The sequence below is a fragment of the Paenibacillus sp. FSL A5-0031 genome (assembly GCF_001956295.1).
Lineage (GTDB): Bacteria > Bacillota > Bacilli > Paenibacillales > Paenibacillaceae > Pristimantibacillus.
In genome coordinates this window covers 36,906-59,422 of record NZ_MRTD01000025.1, presented here as the reverse complement: position 1 = coordinate 59,422, position 22,517 = coordinate 36,906, and the positions used below count along the sequence as shown (strand labels likewise).

Genomic DNA, 22,517 nt, shown 5'->3' with positions numbered 1-22,517 from the left:
CTCTCTGCAGGGTGCTGCGGGGAGGTTTTTTGCTGACTGTTGATCTTAAGCTAACAGGCGGGATAGCGTGGTGGAACGGCTATTTATTATCGCTCTTTCTTTTGCCAGAGTAACTCATCCGCTAAACCTACAATTTGATTGATCTCACAAGTCCATCGGGAGCTAAGCGGAATTTCAGCTATACGCTTATATGCAGCGGTGTATACAGAAGAGTTGTAAGTAAACCGACTTAGATGGAATGAAGTAAACCGAAGGACGTACGAGGTCGTTCAACCCTTTTGGGCGTATCAACGTTTTGTTCTTAACGAGAGAACATCAGATACCGGCATTAGAATGGGATTTGGACTTATGCAGGCTGGAATGAAATGTGTGGGATATGCGGAATGTGGTACAAAATGCGAAACATGCCAAACATTCACGCAGCTTGAAGCTCATCCTAAAAAAAGTATTACACAATCTGCCTAACGTGTGGATCTCCCAAAAAACAACCTACTCACGAGAGTTTTAAAATCTTACATGATCCAAACGAAAGGATGTGGAGTGCTTATGATGTCAGATCCGTCACAGATGACCATATTCGACTTCTGGGAAGAGAACGAGGACCAATTCAAGGAATCGTTGCCGTATTTCCTTGCCAGGCTTTCTCCATTGCTGGAAAGCGTGAAGGATTTAATGACGCTATTAGAGGGACAGTATTCTTTGAGATCATCAGGTTCGCATCTATTCTCAAACCTGAATTTATACTCCTTGAAAACGTCACAGGACTCCTCAGTCATGACAAAGGGAGAACGTTCGAGACTATCATCGGAACGCTGGATGAGTTGGGGTACGTGGGAGAGTGGTGTGTGCTTAACAGCTCGGCCTATGTGCCACAAAACAGAGAACGTGTCTTCACTGTCGCAAGTCTTAGAGGATCAAGTGGAGAAAAAATATTTCCTTTCAGAGAAGAAAACAACAAGCCTGCTAAAGACTCTAAAACAATAGCTTCTAAGGTTATGATCGCTGGAAATGTAAATCCGAGCGGAAGAGGTATGAATGGCCAAGTCATTTCTGCAAACGGACTAGCGCCGACACTTACAACGAATAAGGGTGAAGGTAACAAAATTTTAGTTAATGTATCACAAAAGACAGGTGTCAACGAAACAGGGGAAGCTGCTTGTTTAGATGCAAGTTATTTCAAAGGATTAGGAGCCAATCAAGCGCGTACAGGGGTCATGGAACCCATGGCTGTATTAACACCTGACCGCGAAGAGAAAAGGCAGAACGGACGTCGATTTAAGGAGCTAGGGGAACCATCTTTTACGCTAACAGCACAGGACAAACATGGAATCTATGATGGTTATCGTATTCGCAAACTAACACCTCTTGAATGTTTTCGACTGCAGTCTTTTCCGGACGATTGGTTTTATACACTCAAAGGATATGGGATAAGCGATTCCCAATTATATAAAATGGCAGGCAATGCTGTAACGAGCCGAGTTGCTTATGAAATCGGTAAACGATTGATGGATTCCTTCAGCATTTAATGTACTTGAGTAAAGCAGCCGATCATTATGATTGGCTGCTTCTATGTTTTTATTGAACTATCGTGTCCCGTTAGCGTAATGACAAATGATACGGTTCACCATTAATAGTTATAATTAATTGATACTGTGAAGAGCGTGAAGTGCATCCTGTTTATCTTTTAAAAAATGGGCTCTAGTAATCCAAACTTATAGTATAGGGGTTTTCTTTCTTAAAAAATCCAAAGTTACACCGATCGAAAAAAATAATATCGAGGAGCCAATGGATATTAACATGAAAGAAACACTAAAGACAATGAAAAGCGAAGCTGACAAAACATGAAGCAATAGTGAAGCTAATATTGGATATTTTGTTTTCTTTCCTAGATTATCAGATACAATAGACGCTGGTATACCATACAGCAGGACACATGGCGCTATATACATAAACAACCATGGAATATTTGAAAGAATTAAGCTTTTTGGAGAAGAGGCTAGTATTGAAAATAAAGCTGTTATAACAAACGAAGATATTAGTCCAACAAGTATTTTCTTTGTTATCATAAATGCCTCCTGATGAACCAGATAATATTCCTCGGGGTATCTCTTAACATTTATCAATCGTTCCTTATTCTGTTTAAATAATAAACCTACAGAATACCCTTGGATAGTTCTAAAATTCATGGAACCTATTTTGAACACGAGAAAACGGCAGCCTTCACCGGCTGCCGTCTCTTCGTGTTATCCACCATATAACTTAAGATTTGGTGGGACAACACAAACGAAAACGAAAAGCCAAGATTTAATATCATAGAGAACGATAAGCTTTCACCGGTGGAATACAAGCGTTTTTGTATGCAATGGATTTTTCAAGCCTACAGAGTTCTCAAGCCAGGACGACATATTTATGTCTGTATTGATTGGAGAATGTATGCAGACATGGTGATCTGGTTGCGTAATGCAGGATTCATAGTAAAGAACTGTATTGTATGGGATAAAGAGCATATGGGTCTTGGATGGCAGTATCGTTATCGTCACGAATTTATCATCTTTGCTGTAAAAGGAGATAAACGTGTCAGACGGATCTCAACACGAAAGCAGACAGATATCTGGCGCATACCACGCATTCTTGGTAATAAAACCATACATCCTACGGAAAAGCCTGTAGAGTTGTTAAAGGAAATGATGGTTAATAGTAGTGAGCCTGGAGAGTTAATAGTCGATTATTTTGCAGGTAGTGGCGTTGCTGAGGAAGCAGCTATTTTGACACATCGATCTTGGATGGCTTTTGAAATTGATCCAACATGGTATGATGTTGCAATGAAAAGGATACAAAAGGCGTGAAATAATAAGTAAGTGATAGCTAGAAACTAGTGAATAGTTCGTAGAACTTTATCTTAACAATATTAATGAGAATGCCAATCTGATAGTGTGCTCTTTTTTTTGGACTTGACACGTATATGGAAATGTGTGACGAAGCCCCTTAAAAAAACGAGGAGGTTTCGCCCATGAATGAGTACGCAAATTCGCTAAAAAAAACGCTGACATCCCTCATACGAGAAATGTCAGCTGCACCAGCACCTTATGTCCAAAACCCTGATTTTACCCGCAAGGAAAAGTTGCCCTTTGAAACAGTTATGCAACACTTATTTCTATGGGCGGCAATAGCCTATACAAGGAACTCTTGGAATCGCAGGGCTATGACGTAAACACCGCAACCATTTCTGCATATGTTCAACAAGGGGAGAAAATCTTGCCGACTGCTGTGGAGTTCTTGTTTCACAAATTTACGCAATTGTATACGAATCTCAAGAACTATCGCGGGTATCGTTTGCTTGCCATTGACGGTTCGGATTTGCATATTGCAACGAACCCTGCGGATAGGGACGCCTATTTTCAGAGCCAACCGAACACGAGAGGCTATAACCTTCTGCATTAGAACGCTGCCTATGACCTCTGCAATAGACTTTACGTGGATGCCATTGTTCAGCCACGAAGGCTAAGCAACGAGGGGAGAACGCTGGCGGCTATGGTTGATCGTTCTCCCATCAAAGATTTTCATGCAAAAAGACGAGAGTCCGTCACTCAAGAGATTTTCTCAAGATTGATCATGTACAATTTTCCTGAAATGATGACCTCGCAAGTCGTCATTTCCCAAAAAGATAAACAGCACCAGTACCAGGTCAACTTCACGGTTGCTGTTCACGTTTAATGACACTTCCTGCGCTCGAGAGACGATAAACCCCCACCCGATGTTGAAGCACTGATTCGCAAAAACATTTTGCCGATTCGACCCTTTCGCCCAGGGCAGCAGAATACGCGCAAAATCCGTTATAAATCAGCAGTTAGCTTCGTCCACAGAGTAGCAATGAACATTTTTTTAATCGGATCTTCCGTCCGCTTGTTTGCTGTACCCTTTTTTCATAATAATTGTATTAAAAAAGTAACGGCACAGGACTTTTTCCCATGGTGTTTCTGATTCCATTTTTATTCCCGGTCTTGACTCTTATGTTAACTTAATGACATTGCCCTTTGGGTGGCTTTTTTATATTGCTCAAGAATTGATCTATCTACTAAAGGTAGTCAGCGGCTAAGTGATTACGATTAAGCTAATCGTCAACTATTGTTGAATTTTGTGCTGTAAAATTTAATTATTATGAGGCGCACACATCATGTGGAATTAATTGATTTATAATTTGCATGAAGTTGCTTATTTTTTAAAAGAGCAAATCCAATTTGTGAAGAATCCGTGTGGGAAATGTATTAGAAATGTCATTCAAACATCAAAGAAAATGCCATCAATTGCTTTAGTATTAAAATCTGGAATATGAATGATTTATACTAGAGAAATGGAGAAAAAAGAATGCAATTGAGTAGTCACAAAATAATTACTGTAAACATACTAAAAGTTATAGCCATTGTTGCTATGATGGTAGACCATACTTCTAGTTGGCTTGTTCCAAAAGGCACGACTCTAGATATCATTATCCATACGTTTGGAAGACTTGCAGCACCAATTATGTGTTATTTGATCGCAGAAGGTTATTTTTATACGTCTAACATAAAGAAATATATTACGAGACTTGCTATCTTTGCAGTCATTTCTCATCTCCCTTTTGATTTATATTTTGATTTACCTTGGTGGAAATCAACCAGTGTCATTTGGGGGTTACTTATGGGTTTAGTTGCATTGTTTGCCATTCAACAATCTAAGTTTCCGCTAATACTAAGAATATTTTCAGTTCTTTTATGCTGTATGATGGCTTGGACTTCTGATTGGAATTTCATTGCCGTACTTTGGATTGTCTTCTTTGGCATCTTTAGAGGACGGTTCCAGCTGCAAATGGTAAGTTTCGTTACAATAGGCACGATTTTTTATTTTATTCCAATTATTAATCTAGGGCCAGACTACATCTATCGATTCGGCATTCTATTAGTTATTCCTTTACTTGTGATGTACAACGGTAAAAAAGGGAGTCATTCAAATCTAAACAAATGGGGGTTTTATGTGTTCTATCCTGTGCATTTAATTGCGCTATATATCCTAAAGTATCACATATTTTAATTGTAATGATTCAAAAAGAAAGAGGTTAAACATATGCGTATTCATGCATCGAGTAGAATGGTACTCATTCTAACTATCCTTTTGATTATAATGCTATCAGGCTGTTCAAATGTATTTAACTCGACTTTATCTAATACAAACTCTAATGAAGCCAGCGATATTGTGCTTACCAGCCCCTCAACATCACCATCTGAGAGCCCCGTAATTAAGCCAATCGAAGGTGAACGATTTTCAGGCGATCTCGAATTGCCTGTTATTGGGGCAACAGGGTTCACCTCAGTAGCTTTGGAACTGAAGTTTGAAGAAAATACGGGGGCTGAAACGATAGAGTTGCTACCAGCTGGATATGCCTTTGAAATCCTCAAGGAAAGAGAAGAATGGTGGTATGTAAGAACGAACAACTCTGTCGGTTGGCTGGAACATAAATATTGCTTTATTAATTTGCCTGATGTCATACCTTCCATAGTATATGACAATACAAATACCTACGCTTCTAAATTCAAGTCTTCCGGTAAAGACATTCCGGAAATTACCGATATCGCGTTATACACGAGCAAATCCTATAACGAGAGACTTGAAAAAGAGGAGTACATTATGCCTGTTCTCTACTCCATGTCCAAGAGAATACATGTAGCACAGAAATTGGCATTAAACGAAGGTAACTCCTTAAAGATTTATGAAGCATTCCGACCTTATTCCGTACAGAAAGCGATTGTAGATGGATTAGCCAAACTAGCAAGTGAAGATCCTGATGTGAAAAAAGGTCTTAACGTTCCACCATGGAATATGTCCTGGTTTATTGTCGATGGAGTATCCAATCATCAAGTGGGGTATTCCATCGATGTCAGCCTAATTAAGATCGATACTGTGGATGAAATACTAATCGGTGATTTTATTATTACTCAAATAACTGAATATACGGAGTATACAATGCCAACTTTCATTCACGAATTGAGTGCTGCATCTGCAATTTATAAAACAAAGGTTCCGGCAAACTCATCAACGGCATGGAAGAGCGCAACTTATGCTGAATCGATGAATGAATCAGCTATCATATTACAAAATTATTGTACGAAGGCCGGCTTATCACCAGTTGCATCTGAATGGTGGCATTTTAACGATTTACAGGCAAGACAAGAAACGAAGGAGAAGAGTAGCGACGGTAAATTTTTATTGACAAGTATTTTTAGCTCAACCCCTCAACAAATTGTAGATTGAAGTCTGCGCAAGATCGCGAACTTTTTTATCAAATCAAAAATAAATAACATCTAGTAGAAAGAAAGTTCTTGTCTATTTATGGAGTATATACACTGTATGTTATATGTGTATTGACTCTAATATTTACGACTGAAAATGGAGGTAATATGAAGTCAAAACAAAATTCAAATGAAAATAAAAGAGTATGGATTCATATAATGAAATTTAACATCGTTGCATTGATTTTAGGAGCCGGCATCTATTTTACTTACTTTTATCAAAAAGTAGATCAAACTCTCGAGCAAATAACGGTAACTTCAAAAGAGAATCCACTATCAATTAATACATATCAAGTGAATGGAAATAATGTCGATGAAACAGGCGATATCCTGCATCCTATGTCATTTTTATTAATAGGTGTAGATAACCGTGCCGAGTTGGGAAGTATGAATACGGATGCCATAATGATTGCTTCCTTTAATCCAGACGCGAAGCAAGCCACATTAATGTCGCTCCCACGCGATTTGAAGATAATGTCAGAGCAACTAGGGACACGAAAAGTCAATTATTTGTATCCTTATTTCTACAATCAGGATAAAACTACCGCACTTGAGAAAACCAAAGGTTTCATTAGCGAACTTATAGATGTACCAATTGATTATGCGCTTTTGATTAACTTTCAAGGTCTAAGAGACGTTGTAGATGAACTTGGTGGTCTTGAACTATTGGTCGATATGGATATGCGGTATACAGATAGCGTAGACGGCACGAATATCAATTTAGTTGCTGGAAATCATCTGCTAAACGGAAAAGAAGTGTTAGATTTTGTTAGATACCGGAAGTCGAACAAAGGAACAGCGGAATCATCCGATTTGGAGAGGAACCAAAGACAAAAACAAGTTATTAATAAGCTGCTTGAACAAATAGGGACCTTGAACGGATTGACTCAACTGAACAATTTGTTAACTATCGTTGGCGATAATATAAAAACCGATTTTGAAAAGGAAAAGTTACGTAGTTTATTGTTGAACTTTAACAAAATCAAACCTGACAATATTAATTCCATTGAGTTAGAGAGTACCTGGAATAGCCCTTATATTTATCTGGGTAAAAAAAGCCTTTTACAGGCTATAAATCAAATCAGGACCCAGGCAGGTCTAAATGAATTATCCGTTTCGAAAAATCTATCCAGACGAATAGGAATAATAGAAACAAACTAAGAAGGAGAATTTGTTTATGTAGTATCCGTCGTTGACGAAAATAGCAATTTAACCGGTGTAGTATCTTGGGGACAGCTCTTGGGACCGATAATATTCATGAACATAGAGTCGTTTTAAAATTAAACATAATGTAAGAAATGTGAATCGTATCTCAGTAAGAATAAAGAACGGAGGGAAAAACTGATACTCTGAATTATCGCTACAAATTTTGTACCCTAAAAGCTAAACGTGTCTTTGAAGAGATTATAGAGGCTCGTTTTTTTGTTATGGGACAGGATGATGAAATATTGAAGGAACTGAGAAGGAAATGTTACCTAACTGTGATGTTTGTTTCACCACAATTCCTACTTCTTTCGGTATGATTACACTGGGAACGGAATAATTACGGGAGAGTGTCTATGTCAGGAATCATCGCATTCGTTCATTGTAGTGGAGCATCGTTTAACTCAGATGTTATTAACCGTTATATACATACACTAGTCATCCCAAGCCTGAAATATCACAAGTTTATATATATGAACTCATTCATTGGATTAGTAATGTTCCATAAAGGATCTATGGTTCCAGTTAATTACGATATGGTTTCAGAAATGAAAATAGAAGGAAATCAAATTGTTTATACGGGTTCGATTACCAATTTCGAAATATTACGGGATCAACTAATCGGAGCAGGCTATAGTGCAAAAATACAGGGGGAGAGCGACCTGATTTTACGGCTTTACGAAACGATTGGACCTTCCTTTATCACATACTTAGACGGTATATTCAGTTTCATTATTTGGGATCATCACCTACAAAAGGTGTTTTCGGCATGTGATGCATTGGGAATAAATCCGCTTTTTTATTGTGAAACGATTAATGGATTTTTAATTGGAACAAATGTTGATACTTTTTTAGCACTGTCGAAAGAGCATAGTTATCAAAGTAAAACAAAAGAAGCGTATGTCCCTCTGCTGAGGGGCCATACGCTTACAATTCACAGAGGTAAGGCTATAATACATGCATATTAGTTTTCATTTATTTCGAGCAAAGGCAAATGGATTTCGAATGCAGTCCATTTTCCGACTTGGCTTCTTGCAGTAATTGTTCCACCATGAAGTTCAATAATCTCTTTACAAATAGCAAGTCCTAATCCAGACCCGCCTGAAACTCGAGATCGCGATTTTTCTACTCGGTACAACCGATCCCATATAAGTGGTATTTCGTCTTCTGGAATACCGATTCCTGTGTCTGTAATAACAACTTTACCATTTTCATCTGAGCGATTTACTTCGATTGTAATCGTGCCGTCAGCTGCCGTATAATTTTTTCCGTTTTCCAAAAGATTGATTAAGACTTGTTGTAATCGTTTATCGTCTCCGTTAATGAACATTGGTTCTTGTGACGGAAAATAGTTTAACTGTATGCCTTTCTCTTTAAGAGGGAGCTGCATAAATGCAAGAACATTCATAATGACTTTATCCAGCGATGTTTTCTGGAAAGCAAGCGCAAAATGTTGTTGTTCAAGTTGGGCCAAGTCAAGTAGATCTTGGACTAGTCGCTGCAGATGAATACTTTGGGAGTGAATCAGCTTTAAATATTGGTGTCGTTTATCCTCATCATTTGAGAGGTCTTGAAGAAGAACTTCAGAATAACCTTTCATATAAGTGAGAGGAGTCTTCAATTCATGAGAAATATCAGCTAAGAACTGATTTCGTTGTTGCTTATAATATTTAATACTAGAAGACATTCGATTAATGGCAGCGGCCAATTGACCAATTTCGTCTTTTCCTCTGGAATCCAACTTATGATTGTATTTTCCTTCTGATATAGAATGTGCAATCTTTATCATCTTGAGTAGGGGATTCACAATCTTTCCGGTAATAACTATGATTACGGCTATCCCCATTAATATGGATGCAAATGAAACGGCGCTAAATGTATTGCGCAATGTTTTTACAGCCTCTTGAATCGGTTCTGTAGATCCATACATGATGATTTGTCCATCACCACCACCATCTTGTATTTTGATTGATGCCCAAGTGATGAAATACGGTTCGTTCTTCCAGTCTGAAGCAAGTACTGGTCCGTGATTAATTGTGTCGTGTGACTTGCTCTCATTCACATAAAAGGAGTCTAATGTATCAATGCCGCTCGATTGATTAAGTACCGATTTTGCTTCATCCATAATTAGTAATAAATTTCCTGTATCCTCTTCCATCAATATAACATGTCTAATCGTGTTCTCATCAAAGTGGTCACTTAATATTGCAGCATAATTATTTGTTCGTTTTATTTGTTCATTAATGGAATCGTCCGTATAAAAACGGATAAACAGCGAGTAGAGAATACCTTCAATGCACAGGATGATGATAAGTATAACGACGGCTAAAACCACACCTAGTTTAATAGCAATGCCATGAGGATTAATTTTCTTCATGGCAAATATAACCGGTTCCCCAAACTGTTTTTATTACTTTATGTCCATCAATGCCAATATCGTTGAGTTTATTTCGTATGTTTTTGATATGCGTATCGACGGTACGGTCATCGGATATATGACTGGTTCCCCATAAAAGTTCTATAATATCTTCACGGTGAAATAACCTTCCTTTATTTGAAAGAAATAATCGTAAGATTCCAAATTCCTTTGGGGTTAGAGGGAGTTCCTTTTCTTGAAAAGATACCTGATGCATCTGGATATTCATCCGTAAACTATGAAAAGTCAATATAGATTTAGAAACACCTTTTGTTTCTGCAAAGGTATTTTCATTATATTTATTAAGAAGTTGTTCTCTGCGTAAGATAGATTCGATTCGAGCGAGTAGTTCATGCTGATCAAATGGCTTCGTTATATAGTCATCTGCACCGAGTTTTAACCCGATGACTTTATCAGTCATAGATTCCCGAGCGGTCAACATAATGATCGGCACTGGCGAAAATTTACGAATAGCTGTGCAGACGTCAAATCCATCCATTCGTGGCATCATAACATCCAGTAGGATTAGATCAATTGGAAATTGTTCCAATGTCTGAATAGCCTCCTCGCCGCTTGATGCACAATCTGTATCATAACCATCTGCTTGAAGATAAAGCTGAATCAGTTGGCGCATTGGCTCCTCATCGTCAACAATTAATATGAGTTTATTTCGTCTTAACAATTGGTTCACTCTGTTGAACCTCCTTTTATGAATATCTCTATTGTAGCCAGAAATATTGAAGTTTACGTGAAGAAAGGAAATGTATATGTATTATCTAAGGTTTGTTATTGGTACCATCTTACTCTTTGCTGTTCTTACATCTGCCGTTATGTTTTCCATTGAGCTAATGGCGGCCCCTTCCGAACCAATAACTCGTGCAAAAACGATTGGACCATTAATTAGTTTTATTGTGACATCCTTCACATTCTTATATTTTATATTATCCTTACGTTTAAATCGCAGTAATAGTTAGAAGAGACAAATATATTCAAGGTCAAATCATAATAACAAACCTTGGGGCAGAGCAACAAGTATATTATTCTGGTATTAACAGACGAAGTGCTAGAAATTAGAAGGTATCCAATAATGGATGCCTCTTTTTGTGTAAATGGAGAAGAAACTGTAATCTTCTTGTAAAACACGACTCACTGAAACTCCCCATCCTCACTGTACATTGTAACTATACTAGTAGAAATGTGAGGAATAAAATATGTGCGGATTTGTAGGATATACCCAAACACGGACGAATTTTAAGCATAACAACAACATTATTGAAGCTATGATGGATACAATCGTCCATCGCGGTCCTGATAGTCACGGCATTTATTCAGATGAAGACGTTGCATTTGGTTTTCGAAGATTAAAGATCATAGACCTTACCGACGTAGCAAGTCAACCTATGACGAATGAAGATGAAAACTGCATTCTCGTTTTTAACGGTGAAATTTATAATTATAAAGAACTACGCGAAGAATTAATGGAGAAAGGGCATCATTTCAAAAGTCAAACGGACAGTGAAGTCATCATTCATGGATATGAAGAATATGGAGAGCAGATTATTTCCAAGCTTAGAGGGATGTTTTCCATTGCGATTTGGGACAAAAGGAATGGTCGGCTGCTATTGGCAAGAGATATGTTCGGTATTAAGCCGCTTTATTATACGCAAAATACCTCAAATGAAACAATGATATTTGGATCCGAAATTAAGTCCTTTTTAAAGCATCCTTATTTCCGGAAAGAACTAAATAAACAAGCCTTAAAACCTTATTTGACATTTCAATACTCTGTTTTGGATGAGACGTTCTTTAAAGGTGTTTATAAGCTTCAACCGGGCCATATGCTAGTGCACGAGAATAATAAGATCAAAATTCATTCATACTGGGATGCGAATTATTCTGCTGTCGAAGACTCTTTAGAGAAATATGTTGAAGAAATTAATCGAACGGTTAGTGAATCTGTTGAAAGTCATAAAATTAGTGATGTAGCGGTTGGCTCTTACTTATCTGGCGGGGTAGACTCAAGCTATATAACAGCTTTGCTCAAACCAGACAAAACCTTTACCGTCGGATTTAAGGATTATGACGGCAATTTTAACGAAACGGATTTGGCTGAAGATTTGTCCAATCGCTTGCACATAGAAAACCATAAGCGACTGGTTACGGCCGATGAATGCTTTCAAGCGCTTCCAAAAATTCAATACCACATGGATGAACCACAATCCAACTTGTCCTCCTTGCCTTTATATTTCTTAGCTGAGCTTGCAAGTCAGCATGTCACGGTGGTCCTTTCTGGAGAAGGTGCAGATGAGATTTTTGGCGGATACGATTGGTATGCTCCGACCCCAATAATGGAAAAGTATCAAATCATTCCTTACACAGTTCGACGAGCGGTGTCTAAGATTGCAACTATGTTACCACGTCATCGTATTTCGAACTTTCTCGTTAAGGGGGGACAAAGAGTAGAAGAGACGTTCATCGGACATGCAAAAGTTTTCGAAGAGGCCGATGCAATCGGTATTTTGAAAGATGAGTACAGAGATGGGCCATCTGTCCAAAGCATTACGAGTAATGTCTATGACAAAGTGCAAGGCAAAGACGATCTAACCAAAAAACAATACCTCGACCTAAAACTATGGATGCCGGGAGATATATTGTTGAAGGCAGACAAAATGAGCATGGCACATTCACTGGAAATGCGGGTGCCTTTCTTGGATAAAAAAGTAATGAACTTGGCCATGAAAATCCCTTCGCAAATGCGCGTTCGCTCACAAAAAACGAAGTATGCATTTAGAGCTGCTGCCAAGCAAGTGCTGCCTGAAGAATGGGCAAAACGACCAAAAGTCGGATTTCCGGTACCGATTCGTTACTGGTTAAGGGAAAAAAAATATTACGATATGGTCAAAGAAAGCTTTTCCTCGGATAGCGCGAAACAGTTTTTTTACACGGAGAAGCTTATTGGCTATTTGGATGCCCATTTCTTAGGCAAACAAAATCATGCACGATATATATGGACAGTGTATGTGTTTCTTGTTTGGTATCAAACATTTTTTGAAGAGTAATAAGAAAAATACATGGAGGACCCCGTGAAGAAATTACACCAACGAAGAATTAGAACTATTGCGATACTAGCGATATGTATAGCGATAGGGTGGAGTATTTCTAAAAACTTTTCATCTAGCGATACGCTTACAGACATCGATCAAGATATGCTTCCGGATCTAATCACAAGTGAAGAGAAGTTGTTTATCGTATTTTCTGGAGATCAAAAACAGTCAGAGCATGAAACGCTTGAAGTGGCGATTGCCAACGCTTCAAAATACGAACACTCATCAATTCAAAATAAAAATACATCCAATGTAATTTGGTCAAATTATAAATCCTATACGGTTTATCAGGGAGACAAGTTGATTCATGATTTTGATAATTACGTAGAGGCTGTAACATTCTCAAGAACTCAACTTAATGCCAGAATCGTCCACAACAATACAAATAGTGTATTATGGACTAGCGAACCTGCAGCAGCTAAAAGTACACGGTTAGATGCACCTCTTATCGCGCAGCTTCCCGAATTGGAGCGAGGCTGCGAAGTGACCACGCTCGCTATGCTACTACAATATGCCAATGTTCGAGTAGACAAGATGGAACTCGCCGCACAAATACGAAAAGATACGACACCATATCGAAAAGAAAATGGTGTCGTATACTTTGGCAGCCCGTATGATGGTTTAATTGGTGACATGATGGAAGACAAGGAGCCATGGTTTGCAGCCGTTTATCATGGTCCAATAGCAGAGTTAGCACAATCTTACTTGCCTGATCGTATTCTTGACATGACAGGTGTTGAATTTACGGATATTCTTCAACCGTTGCAGCAAGGAAAACCAGTATGGGTTATTACGAATACTACCTTTAAACAGCTGCCTGATTCATCATTCAAAACATGGCAAACACCAAGCGGCCCTGTAGAGATAACGTACAAGGAGCACGCCGTGCTCTTGACGGGGTACGACACAGAGTTCATTTATTTCAATGACCCATTAGCTAACAAAAAGGATCGCAAGGTTAGCTTGATCGATTTCGCACAATCATGGGAGCAAATGGGAAAACAGGCAATAACTTTTTATTAATAATTATCCATGTATGCGAAGAGCCATCCATTTGTGATGACTCTTCTTTTTTTCTTCAATTTTAAAGAATTTGAGTAGGACTGGTCATCTTATCGTAATGTTGCGATCACAAGAAGCACGAACACGTCCTGTAACATAAGTAAAGTAAAATACTAGGGGGAGCGTGTAACGTGTTTAACCAACCATTTATACCGATTATTATAGGAACCGATATGAATGCATACAATATGGCAATATCTTTTCATAAAGCCTACCAATGTAAACCCATTCTCATTGGGAGAGAGCACTTACCTTTTACCCAATATAGCTCTGTTATTGAGAAAATTGAAATTTTTCCCGAGTTAGGAGAAAAACATCTATTTGCTTCCTTTCTTATAAAAGTGGCCGAAAAGTACGGGCGCAACGATCATAAACTTCTGCTTGTCGGTACGAATGACTTGTATGTTCGCCTCATCATTGAACATTCCGAGCAATTACAGTCTCATTTTATTTTTAATTATACGAATGAACATTTGATGAACCAGTTGCAAATTAAGTCGAACTTTTATCATTTATGCGAAAAACTCGGCATTGAAACGCCTATAACTTATTATTACGATTGTCGCACTGATTATTCCACGATACCTGAGGAAATAGCCTTTCCCATTATTATAAAACCAAGTAACGGAATATCCTATTATCAGCATAAATTCACAGGTCAGCAGAAGGTGTATAAAGTGTCTTCATTAAGTGAGATGAACCATGTTATATCCACTATTAAGAATAGTGGATATGACGATGAATTAATCATCCAGGATTACATTCCTGGGGATGATTCCTATATGTGGGACTCGGTTTTATATATTAATTCCTACGGGAAGACTCAAATCGTAACGTTCGCGCAAGTTGTTCTTCAAGAACACACGGTTACTGCTATAGGAAACTATACTGCATTAATTACTCGGTTCAATAAAGACATGATGGGCAAGCTACAACGATTCTTGGAAGCAATCGGCTATGTTGGCTTTGCGAACTTTGATATTAAATTCGATCAAAGGGACGGAACCTTTAAAGTTTTTGAAGTGAATATCAGACAAGGCAGATCCAGTTATTACATCACATCACTTGGATATAATATGGCAGAGTATATAGTAGATGACCTCATATACAATAAAGATAAAGCTCTCGTATATTTGGACAAGGAGTTTTTGTTTACGGTTGTTCCGAAAATTGTTTTGCGAAAATTTGTTGCCGATCCTAACATCCGTGCAGATGTTAAGAAGTTGCTTGGGGAGGGGCGATATGATAATCCTCTCTTCTATAAGGATGATCACCATTTAAAACGTAAATTCTTTTTGTTCGCCCGCCAAATGAACTATTATCGTAAATATAGAAATAACCAGTGGTGAAATCTTGAAAATACAAGGAAGGTATCATATATGAGCATCGGTATTTTTGATTCTGGCATAGGTGGAGTCACTGTGCTTCATCAGGCGCTTCGCCTCATGCCCAACGAAAATTATATATTTTACTCTGATCCTTTGAATGCACCCTATGGAGAGAAGTCTAGAGAAGACATAAAAAAATACACCTTTCAAGCCGCGGAGTTTCTAGCTGCGCAAAATATAAAAGCTTTGGTTATTGCTTGCAACACTGCAACCAGTGTCGCAATTGAGGATCTTCGTAATCGCTATGAATTTCCCATTGTAGGGATAGAGCCAGCGATTAAACCAGCTGTTAGGAAATGGCAAGGATCGAAAAAAAATATTATGGTTTTAGCTACAAACCTAACTTTGCGGGAAAAAAAGTACACGAATCTGTTGAAAAGTCTGGAACTTGAAGATAATGTCAAGGGAGTGGCATTACCTGGTCTTGTTGATTTTGCTGAACGATTAGAGTTTAGGGAGGAGAAGGTCATCCCTTACTTAAAACAAATGCTGGTATCATATCGCTTGGAGGAATACGATACAGTTGTGCTCGGATGTACGCATTTTCCTTATTTTATCAATAGTATTAGAACGGTATTTCCTTCAGGAGTGGAAATTCTTTCTGGTAACTACGGTACAGTAAATCGTCTAAAGAACATTCTTAATATAAGTAATCAAGACAACAAAGGGAAGGGGAGTATTGTGTATTACCAATCAGGACTAAAAGTGGAGGATACGGCCGTATTAGCTGTATTTAGTGACTTAATTAAAACACTAGATCATATACAGTGATTACCGAATTTAATAATATTACCAATGCTCAGTTTACATCGCAAGGTAAATGCGATATAGTTTGATTATTCAACGCAAGGGAGGTCCTTCTATGAGCGATCACGATCACGAACATACACACGAACACCATCATGAGCATAAGTACAGAAAGCAAATTGTGAATCGGTTATCTCGCATAGAAGGCCATGTTCGTTCCGTGAAGGAAATGACAGCTGACGGGCGTGATTGTTCGGATATTCTTCTCCAAATAGCTGCAGTTCGTAAAGCGTTGGACAATGCAGCAAAGTTGTTGTTGAAGGACCACCTAGAGAGTTGCGTTGTTGATGCGCTGCAAAGAGGCGAGAAGAAAACGTTAGAAGATTTGAATAAAGCATTAGATCATTTCATTCGATAATATAAGCGAAACCTAGTATTGAGCCGGTTCGCTTTTTTTTACAATTAAAATAACCCCCCTAGGGGGATATGTTACTTTAATTAAGAGTGTAATTTTAATCAAGGATGTGAAAATCATTATGCCTACAACTATACTGCTACAAGATACGAATAAACGTCAAAAGATAAAAATAATATTGGCTCTCGGAATCCCAGCTGTCATTGAGAACTTTCTACAAACCATTGTCGGTTTTGTTGATGCGCTATTTGTTTCTAAACTGGGCTTAAGCGAAGTTGCTGCGGTCGGCGTAAGTAATGCAATTATTGCAATTTACCTAGCCATATTCCTGGCTTTAGGGGTCGGAACGTCTTCTCTTATTGCCAAAAGCATTGGTTCGGGAAACCATGAACGAGCCAATGCTATTGCCAAACAATCGACGATTTTAAGTATTCTAGCGGGTCTACTGGTTGGAGTCATTACCTTGTTTTTTGCCGAATCATTGCTTCGACTAATGGGTGCAGAAGCTGAAGTTATTAAAGATGGTGCGCTTTATCTTCGTATTGTTGGAATTCCAGCTGTTTTTATTTCGCTGATGACGGTATTTGGCAGTATTTTGCGAGCAGCAGGTGATACAAAGACACCGATGAAAATTGGAATATGGGTTAATCTCATCCATGTGATTCTTGGTTTTGTGTTCATTTTCGGTTTATTTGGTTATGGGGGATGGGGAATAGCAGGAGCAGCATATGCCACTGTTATTGTTAGAATCATTGGAAGTGTTGCACTTTTTATGTATATTCAAAAAACGAGTTTGGCGTTTAAGCTTAGAACGAAATCTAGTGATCTGACCTTTCCTTTATTAAAGATATCCGGTCCGGCTGCTGTTGAGCGTCTGATTATGCGGACAGGACAGGTACTATATTTCGGAATGATCATTAGTATTGGAACCAAAGTTTATGCCGCACATTCGATTGCAGGCAGCATTGAAATTTTCTCTTATATGCCAGGTTATGGATTTGCAATAGCAGCAACGACGTTGGTAGGTCAACAATTAGGAGCTGGCAGGAATCGGGATGCTTATCAGTATGGTATTCTTAGTGCCGGAATAGCGGTAATTTTTATGTCATGTATTGGTATACTTTTATTTGTATTCTCTCCATTAGCTGCATCATGGTTTACCGGCGAGGCGGACGTTATCAATATGGTTACTACAGCATTGAGAATCGATGCTTTTGCACAACCTTTTCTGGCAATCGGTTTGGTTATTACGGGAGCTCTGCAAGGCGCGGGAGATACTAAAAGTCCCATGTATAGCACTGCTATTGGCATGTGGTTGATTAGAGTCCTCGGAGTATATATTCTTTCTGTTCATTTCAACATGGGAATATCTGGAGTATGGCTGTCCATGGCAATTGATTTGTTCATCCGAGCAATTTTCTTGCTATATCGTTTTCATCGCATATTTAATAGAGAAATCGCTATTATACAAAAAGCGTAAGTTTGACTTAAATTGAGATATCACGAAAATTCAATCAAAAACGTTGAACGGGGGGAGTGACTTCCTATTGTCAAATCTTAAAGTCTATTATGAATTTGTAAAACCATATTGGAAACTTGTCATCATTACTCTAATAATAGGCATTATTAAATTTAGTATTCCGCTATCGATGCCTTTGGTTATTAAGTATGTCGTGGATGATCTGTTGTTAAGTTCGCTTTCATCAGAACTTAAGCTATCAAAGCTTTCCTTTGTCATGGGTATGGCTTTTGTAGTATTTATAGTGCTTCGGTATCCGGTTGAATATTATCGTCAATATTTTGCACAATTAATTACTAGTAAAGTTCTATTTGATATACGGAATCGATTATACAATCATATTCAGAAGCTCTCTTTGCGCTACTATCAGAACCAAAAAGTGGGGGAAGTTATATCCCGCATAATGAACGATGTGGAACAAACGAAAAGTTTAGTAGAAACGGGAATGATGAATATCTGGTTGGATATTATCACACTTTCAATTGCATTGGTTATCATGTACTATATGGATTTTTCATTAATGTTTGTTGCCATATCCATCTTTCCGCTCTATATAATTGCCGTCAAAATGTTATACAAGAAGCTAAAAACATTAACTAAATCACGTTCCCAATCTCTTGCTGAGATGCAGGGATATCTTTATGAACGGGTTAGTGGCATTCCAGTTATCAAGAGTTTTACATTGGAAAATTACGAAGAAAGGCAGTTTAAAAAAAGAAACCAGAAATTTCTGGACAGTGCTTTGGCGCACACTAGATGGAATGCTTTAACAAACGGTATTATAAATACATTGACAGATATGGCTCCGCTCCTTGTGATCGCTTATGGTGGATATCTAGTCATCAATGAACAGTTGACTGTCGGATCTTTTGTTGCATTTTTTGGATTTCTAGACCGACTCTATAGTCCATTGCGTCGACTGGTTAATTCATCAACAGAATTGACTCAGGCGACTGCATCATTGGAACGAGTAGTTGAATTATTAAATGAACCTTATGACATTGTAGACTCCAACAATGCACAGTCTGTAAGTAATGTATATGGGAACATTCATTTTGATGACGTATGGTTTCGTTATGATGATAAGAGTGAGTGGGTACTTAAAAATATTAGTTTTAAAATTCAACCTGGGGAAACCGTGGCTCTTGTTGGAATGAGTGGTGGTGGTAAATCCTCGATGATTAGTTTAATTCCTCGTTTTTACGATATCCAGAAAGGAATCATTACTATCGACGACATAGATATTCAACAGATAACATTAACAAGCTTGCGAAATGAAATCGGTATTGTATTACAAGATAATATTCTATTTAGTGGGACCATTCGGGAAAACATTCTCTTCGGTCGGCCGCATGCAACTGAGAAGGAGGTAGTAGAGGCAGCGACGGCAGCTAATGCACATTCATTTATCTTAAATCTTCCATTAGGTTATGACACAGAGATCGGGGAGCGTGGTGTAAAGCTTTCTGGGGGACAAAAACAGAGGATTGCAATCGCCCGAGTCTTCTTGAAGAATCCTAACATAATAATATTAGATGAAGCAACATCTGCTCTCGATTTAGAATCGGAACATCTCATTCAAGAATCACTTGAAAGATTAGCCCAAAATAGAACAACAATTATAATTGCTCATCGTCTCTCCACTATTACTCATGCTGATAAGATAATATTAATTGAAAATGGTGAGATTATAGAAGTTGGTACTCATGAACAATTAATGCAAAAAGGTAGATCCTACGCGCGATTATATAATTTTCAAAATATTAAAGAATCTGTTCATATGTATTGAGCAGCATGGATTTCAAGAGGGTCGGTCTTTCTAACGTAACGGGTCCGAGCCCTTTTGCGTAACGTCTCCTGATAGTGCTTCTTATTATCTGCGGATGCAATGAAAAAATGCTTTATTGATTGGTTGGCAATGAATGATTGTCTATTTTTGTTTTCAAGGTAAATATAAGCGGCAGTTTGTCTATCGGATGACGATCCTCTGCAGTACTTATGATATTTAGTCGAAGTAACCAGAGCAGTGGGGACTATGACGCTGACCTGGCCATATAGAAGGATGGTAAGATGATTGTTGTTAAGGATAAACGCTATAACCTAACGGTTTCAATCGCCATCGAGATAATGTTCAATTGCCCGTCTAGCATTTCATCGATGTCCTTTATGCAAGATCTGTATTTTAAAGAACAATTTGATGTTAAAATAATTGACCATGAAAGCAATGTAGACAACTGCATTAAGTTCCATTGTAAAGATTTGATTTTTAAGGTAAAACATAGTTACTTTATATGTTGATAAATATTATATCGTATGGTGATTTTTATAGAGAGCCTGTGGGAAAGCATCCCCCGGCTCTTATTTCAATGTACGAATTCTCATTAAAGGATTTTGCAGCTACTACAAAATCTTTTTGGGTTATTGAAGTTGATAATACTGATTATGCAGTTGTGGATACATATAATAATAATTTTATCGCAATACCCGTAAATCTTGATGATGTTACTTTTAAAACACAGTTTAAATTCATAACTCCAGAAGAAGTAAGTGATGGATTTTTTTTCAATGTTGTAAAGGAGAAACCACTCAAAGAAGAGTTGAATTAATTGGAAGGTGAGTGGTAAATGAATAATTATGGGAGTATTGTTATTCATTCAGCAAATTTCTTAAGTAAGGAGAATTCGACCTTTTTAAGGTGGCGTAGTAAGATTAGATGCATCTAGACTGGCCTGAATTCCTTTTTATATGCCGGCAGCTCTTCTTGGTAATAAACAGCCTCGTTGAGCTTGGGAATGATAATTGAACGATCTTGGTATTATGTTGAGAGACCAACGACTTTGAATCAATAAGTTTTATCAGCAGCGTGAGGCGAGATTTTGGTTGTTGAGTTGCCGCTTCATAGTCAAAAAGCATTAATACCTAAATATTCAAAATCGAAAAGCCTTGCTGTGTATGGGAAAATCATCACCTACAAATATGATGTACCAACGAATTTGCACACCTTGAGATGATCGCGACCATGATTTACAAGCTCACAAAAGATGCAACGCCAGAGCAGCTTAAGGCTGCAGGCCTAGGTGCTCATTATGTGGCTCATGACAGCGCCTTATTCTATGAGAATGCAGGAGGCGTACCGTTTACGGCCGCCTATATTCAAGCCAAAGGCGATCCAATTGCGGATCTATATGAGGATATAGCGGCGGAGGAGAAGGCTAGGGCGACGTATCAGTGGCTGATTGATCTAACGGACGATGTGGATCTGCAGGATAGCTTGAAGTATTTGCGGGAGCGGGAGATTATACACTCTTTGCGGTTCCGGGAAGCGGTGGAAATACTTAAGGATAAGCGGGATGAAAAGATATTTTATTAGAGGGAACCTCTCTGCAGGGTGCTGCGGGGAGGTTTTTTACTTTTGTCTGCTGATGTTATTAAGCTATCGGCAGAATAGTTACATAGACGTCAGAATTTTGCATAGGAGAATAGTCCACCATCCAATACTAATTGTATGGAAATGAGTCTGGATAAACAGTATACTAGCTATAATTGTTTTTTGTTGAGGTGAATATCAAATGGATGAAATCGATGAATCAAAACAGCTTGTGTTACAAATCGGCGGTGCCTTGAAAAAGTACAGAAAAGAAAAAAACATGAGCTTAGACGAATTAGCGGAATTAACGGGTGTAAGCAAACTTACTCTGGGGAATATCGAACGTGGCGATACAAATCCAACTTTGGCGATTATATGGAAAATTTCGAAAGGCATGTCTTTACCGTTATTGGCTTTGTTGAAATCAGAAGACCCTGTTAGTTTGTATCGAGCAGGCGAAGGGCTGCGGTTTTCTAATGATCAAAAAAATTGGATCATTGAACCAGTCTTTAAAAACGCAAGCAACGATATTGAAATGTGTCGGGCTTACTTACAGCCGAATAGCTCGTATCACCCTGAAGGTCATCATGCGAATACAACTGAAATTGCGACAGTAATGACTGGTTCCATTGAAATTCAAGTCAATGGAGAGGTTTACACATTGAATCAATATGATACGATCAGTTTTCGTGCAGATTGTCCTCACTCTTATACCAATCATTCGAATAGCGAAACAGTGCTCCATATATCCTTAAAGTATGATTTCTAAAAGTCAGAAATCCACTTATTTAATACAACTCCGAATTCCATGACGGGAATTCAGAGTTGTATTTTTGTTTTCAGACGATAATATATATTATACAATACCACTTGTTAAAAATAATATACTATACTATACTTTTAATATTCGCGCGGATGTTAATTCATAGTTTTTCAATCATCAGGAAATAAATTATACGTATACATTCAGGAA

21 protein-coding genes and 1 pseudogene are annotated in these 22,517 nt (G+C 38.1%); 19 read left to right on the top strand and 3 right to left on the bottom strand.

Annotated elements, in window-relative coordinates:
- Positions 1-533 precede the first annotated feature (533 nt).
- Positions 534-1,526: a DNA (cytosine-5-)-methyltransferase gene (dcm, locus tag BK120_RS30165; protein ID WP_083682645.1), complete on the top strand. Its 993-nt coding sequence runs from the start codon at positions 534-536 to the stop codon at positions 1,524-1,526.
- 186 nt (positions 1,527-1,712) lie between these two features.
- Here dcm and BK120_RS30160 read toward each other — a convergent pair whose 3' ends face one another.
- Complete coding sequence (locus BK120_RS30160; protein ID WP_076271210.1) at positions 1,713-2,066, bottom strand: hypothetical protein; 354 nt, start codon at positions 2,064-2,066, stop codon at positions 1,713-1,715.
- 291 nt (positions 2,067-2,357) lie between these two features.
- Between BK120_RS30160 and BK120_RS30155 the strand changes: the two genes are divergently transcribed.
- The 8 genes from BK120_RS30155 (at position 2,358) to BK120_RS30120 (ending at position 8,494) form a co-directional block, all read left to right on the top strand.
- Positions 2,358-2,846 carry a DNA-methyltransferase gene (locus BK120_RS30155; protein ID WP_256711073.1) on the top strand — a complete coding sequence of 163 codons (489 nt, stop codon included), beginning with the start codon at positions 2,358-2,360 and terminating at the stop codon, positions 2,844-2,846.
- 164 nt (positions 2,847-3,010) lie between these two features.
- Complete coding sequence (locus BK120_RS30150) at positions 3,011-3,211, top strand: hypothetical protein (protein WP_076271208.1); 201 nt, start codon at positions 3,011-3,013, stop codon at positions 3,209-3,211.
- A 44-nt stretch (positions 3,212-3,255) separates the two neighbouring features.
- Positions 3,256-3,441, top strand: a complete 186-nt coding sequence (locus BK120_RS30145) for a hypothetical protein (RefSeq protein ID WP_076271207.1) — start codon at positions 3,256-3,258, stop codon at positions 3,439-3,441.
- 90 nt (positions 3,442-3,531) lie between these two features.
- Positions 3,532-3,714, top strand: a complete 183-nt coding sequence (locus BK120_RS30140; RefSeq protein WP_076271206.1) for a hypothetical protein — start codon at positions 3,532-3,534, stop codon at positions 3,712-3,714.
- Between the two features lie 651 nt (positions 3,715-4,365).
- The gene (locus BK120_RS30135; RefSeq protein WP_076271205.1) at positions 4,366-5,067 is read left to right on the top strand and encodes a TraX family protein; all 702 of its coding nucleotides are present in this window, start codon (positions 4,366-4,368) and stop codon (positions 5,065-5,067) included.
- Between the two features lie 33 nt (positions 5,068-5,100).
- On the top strand, positions 5,101-6,285 hold the full coding sequence (locus tag BK120_RS30130) for a M15 family metallopeptidase (RefSeq protein WP_076271204.1): 1,185 nt from the start codon (positions 5,101-5,103) through the stop codon (positions 6,283-6,285).
- Between the two features lie 146 nt (positions 6,286-6,431).
- The gene (locus BK120_RS30125; RefSeq protein WP_076271203.1) at positions 6,432-7,484 is read left to right on the top strand and encodes an LCP family protein; all 1,053 of its coding nucleotides are present in this window, start codon (positions 6,432-6,434) and stop codon (positions 7,482-7,484) included.
- A gap of 398 nt (positions 7,485-7,882) precedes the next feature.
- Positions 7,883-8,494 (top strand): class II glutamine amidotransferase domain-containing protein, encoded by a 612-nt coding sequence (locus BK120_RS30120; RefSeq protein WP_076271202.1) that lies wholly within the window; start codon positions 7,883-7,885, stop codon positions 8,492-8,494.
- Here the strand turns inward: BK120_RS30120 and BK120_RS30115 are convergent.
- The gene (locus BK120_RS30115) at positions 8,491-9,903 is read right to left on the bottom strand and encodes a HAMP domain-containing sensor histidine kinase (protein WP_076271201.1); all 1,413 of its coding nucleotides are present in this window, start codon (positions 9,901-9,903) and stop codon (positions 8,491-8,493) included. The genes BK120_RS30120 and BK120_RS30115 overlap by 4 nt on opposite strands.
- Positions 9,890-10,633, bottom strand: a complete 744-nt coding sequence (locus BK120_RS30110) for a response regulator transcription factor (protein ID WP_256711072.1) — start codon at positions 10,631-10,633, stop codon at positions 9,890-9,892. The genes BK120_RS30115 and BK120_RS30110 overlap by 14 nt, the downstream gene beginning before the upstream one ends.
- 520 nt (positions 10,634-11,153) lie before the next feature.
- On the opposite strand from BK120_RS30110, the gene asnB reads away from it, so the two are divergent.
- From asnB to BK120_RS30055, 10 genes and pseudogenes are all read left to right on the top strand, one after another.
- On the top strand, positions 11,154-13,001 hold the full coding sequence (gene asnB, locus BK120_RS30105) for an asparagine synthase (glutamine-hydrolyzing) (RefSeq protein WP_076271200.1): 1,848 nt from the start codon (positions 11,154-11,156) through the stop codon (positions 12,999-13,001).
- Between the two features lie 24 nt (positions 13,002-13,025).
- The gene (locus BK120_RS30100) at positions 13,026-14,069 is read left to right on the top strand and encodes a C39 family peptidase (protein WP_076271199.1); all 1,044 of its coding nucleotides are present in this window, start codon (positions 13,026-13,028) and stop codon (positions 14,067-14,069) included.
- Positions 14,070-14,239: 170 nt separating this feature from the next.
- Positions 14,240-15,457, top strand: coding sequence for a carboxylate--amine ligase (locus tag BK120_RS30095; RefSeq protein ID WP_256711071.1), 1,218 nt, complete (start codon positions 14,240-14,242; stop codon positions 15,455-15,457).
- Positions 15,458-15,487: 30 nt separating this feature from the next.
- Positions 15,488-16,267 carry a glutamate racemase gene (gene murI, locus BK120_RS30090; protein ID WP_076271198.1) on the top strand — a complete coding sequence of 260 codons (780 nt, stop codon included), beginning with the start codon at positions 15,488-15,490 and terminating at the stop codon, positions 16,265-16,267.
- A gap of 91 nt (positions 16,268-16,358) precedes the next feature.
- Positions 16,359-16,661 carry a metal-sensing transcriptional repressor gene (locus BK120_RS30085; protein WP_076271197.1) on the top strand — a complete coding sequence of 101 codons (303 nt, stop codon included), beginning with the start codon at positions 16,359-16,361 and terminating at the stop codon, positions 16,659-16,661.
- Positions 16,662-16,779: 118 nt separating this feature from the next.
- Positions 16,780-18,138, top strand: coding sequence for an MATE family efflux transporter (locus BK120_RS30080; RefSeq protein ID WP_076271196.1), 1,359 nt, complete (start codon positions 16,780-16,782; stop codon positions 18,136-18,138).
- Between the two features lie 67 nt (positions 18,139-18,205).
- Positions 18,206-19,966: an ABC transporter ATP-binding protein gene (locus tag BK120_RS30075; protein ID WP_076271195.1), complete on the top strand. Its 1,761-nt coding sequence runs from the start codon at positions 18,206-18,208 to the stop codon at positions 19,964-19,966.
- Between the two features lie 547 nt (positions 19,967-20,513).
- Positions 20,514-20,783: a hypothetical protein gene (locus BK120_RS30065; RefSeq protein WP_144376891.1), complete on the top strand. Its 270-nt coding sequence runs from the start codon at positions 20,514-20,516 to the stop codon at positions 20,781-20,783.
- 377 nt (positions 20,784-21,160) lie between these two features.
- A pseudogene (locus BK120_RS30060) lies at positions 21,161-21,547 on the top strand (manganese catalase family protein); the annotation flags it as partial.
- A 199-nt stretch (positions 21,548-21,746) separates the two neighbouring features.
- A complete protein-coding gene (locus BK120_RS30055; RefSeq protein ID WP_076271192.1) occupies positions 21,747-22,313 on the top strand; it encodes a helix-turn-helix domain-containing protein in 567 nt (188 codons plus the stop codon).
- Positions 22,314-22,517: the final 204 nt, after the last annotated feature.

What these genes read in the sequence shown, in the direction of transcription:
- BK120_RS30160 (WP_076271210.1), bottom strand. Translation starts at nt 2,066, where the DNA reads ATGATAACAAAGAAAATACTTGTTGGACTAATATCTTCGTTTGTTATA.
- murI (WP_076271198.1), top strand. Translation starts at nt 15,488, where the DNA reads ATGAGCATCGGTATTTTTGATTCTGGCATAGGTGGAGTCACTGTGCTT.
- asnB (WP_076271200.1), top strand. Translation starts at nt 11,154, where the DNA reads ATGTGCGGATTTGTAGGATATACCCAAACACGGACGAATTTTAAGCAT.
- dcm (WP_083682645.1), top strand. Translation starts at nt 534, where the DNA reads ATGTGGAGTGCTTATGATGTCAGATCCGTCACAGATGACCATATTCGA.
- BK120_RS30120 (WP_076271202.1), top strand. Translation starts at nt 7,883, where the DNA reads ATGTCAGGAATCATCGCATTCGTTCATTGTAGTGGAGCATCGTTTAAC.
- BK120_RS30125 (WP_076271203.1), top strand. Translation starts at nt 6,432, where the DNA reads ATGAAGTCAAAACAAAATTCAAATGAAAATAAAAGAGTATGGATTCAT.
- BK120_RS30115 (WP_076271201.1), bottom strand. Translation starts at nt 9,903, where the DNA reads ATGAAGAAAATTAATCCTCATGGCATTGCTATTAAACTAGGTGTGGTT.
- BK120_RS30155 (WP_256711073.1), top strand. Translation starts at nt 2,358, where the DNA reads ATGCAATGGATTTTTCAAGCCTACAGAGTTCTCAAGCCAGGACGACAT.
- BK120_RS30135 (WP_076271205.1), top strand. Translation starts at nt 4,366, where the DNA reads ATGCAATTGAGTAGTCACAAAATAATTACTGTAAACATACTAAAAGTT.
- BK120_RS30150 (WP_076271208.1), top strand. Translation starts at nt 3,011, where the DNA reads ATGAATGAGTACGCAAATTCGCTAAAAAAAACGCTGACATCCCTCATA.
- BK120_RS30140 (WP_076271206.1), top strand. Translation starts at nt 3,532, where the DNA reads ATGGTTGATCGTTCTCCCATCAAAGATTTTCATGCAAAAAGACGAGAG.
- BK120_RS30130 (WP_076271204.1), top strand. Translation starts at nt 5,101, where the DNA reads ATGCGTATTCATGCATCGAGTAGAATGGTACTCATTCTAACTATCCTT.
- BK120_RS30080 (WP_076271196.1), top strand. Translation starts at nt 16,780, where the DNA reads ATGCCTACAACTATACTGCTACAAGATACGAATAAACGTCAAAAGATA.
- BK120_RS30055 (WP_076271192.1), top strand. Translation starts at nt 21,747, where the DNA reads ATGGATGAAATCGATGAATCAAAACAGCTTGTGTTACAAATCGGCGGT.
- BK120_RS30085 (WP_076271197.1), top strand. Translation starts at nt 16,359, where the DNA reads ATGAGCGATCACGATCACGAACATACACACGAACACCATCATGAGCAT.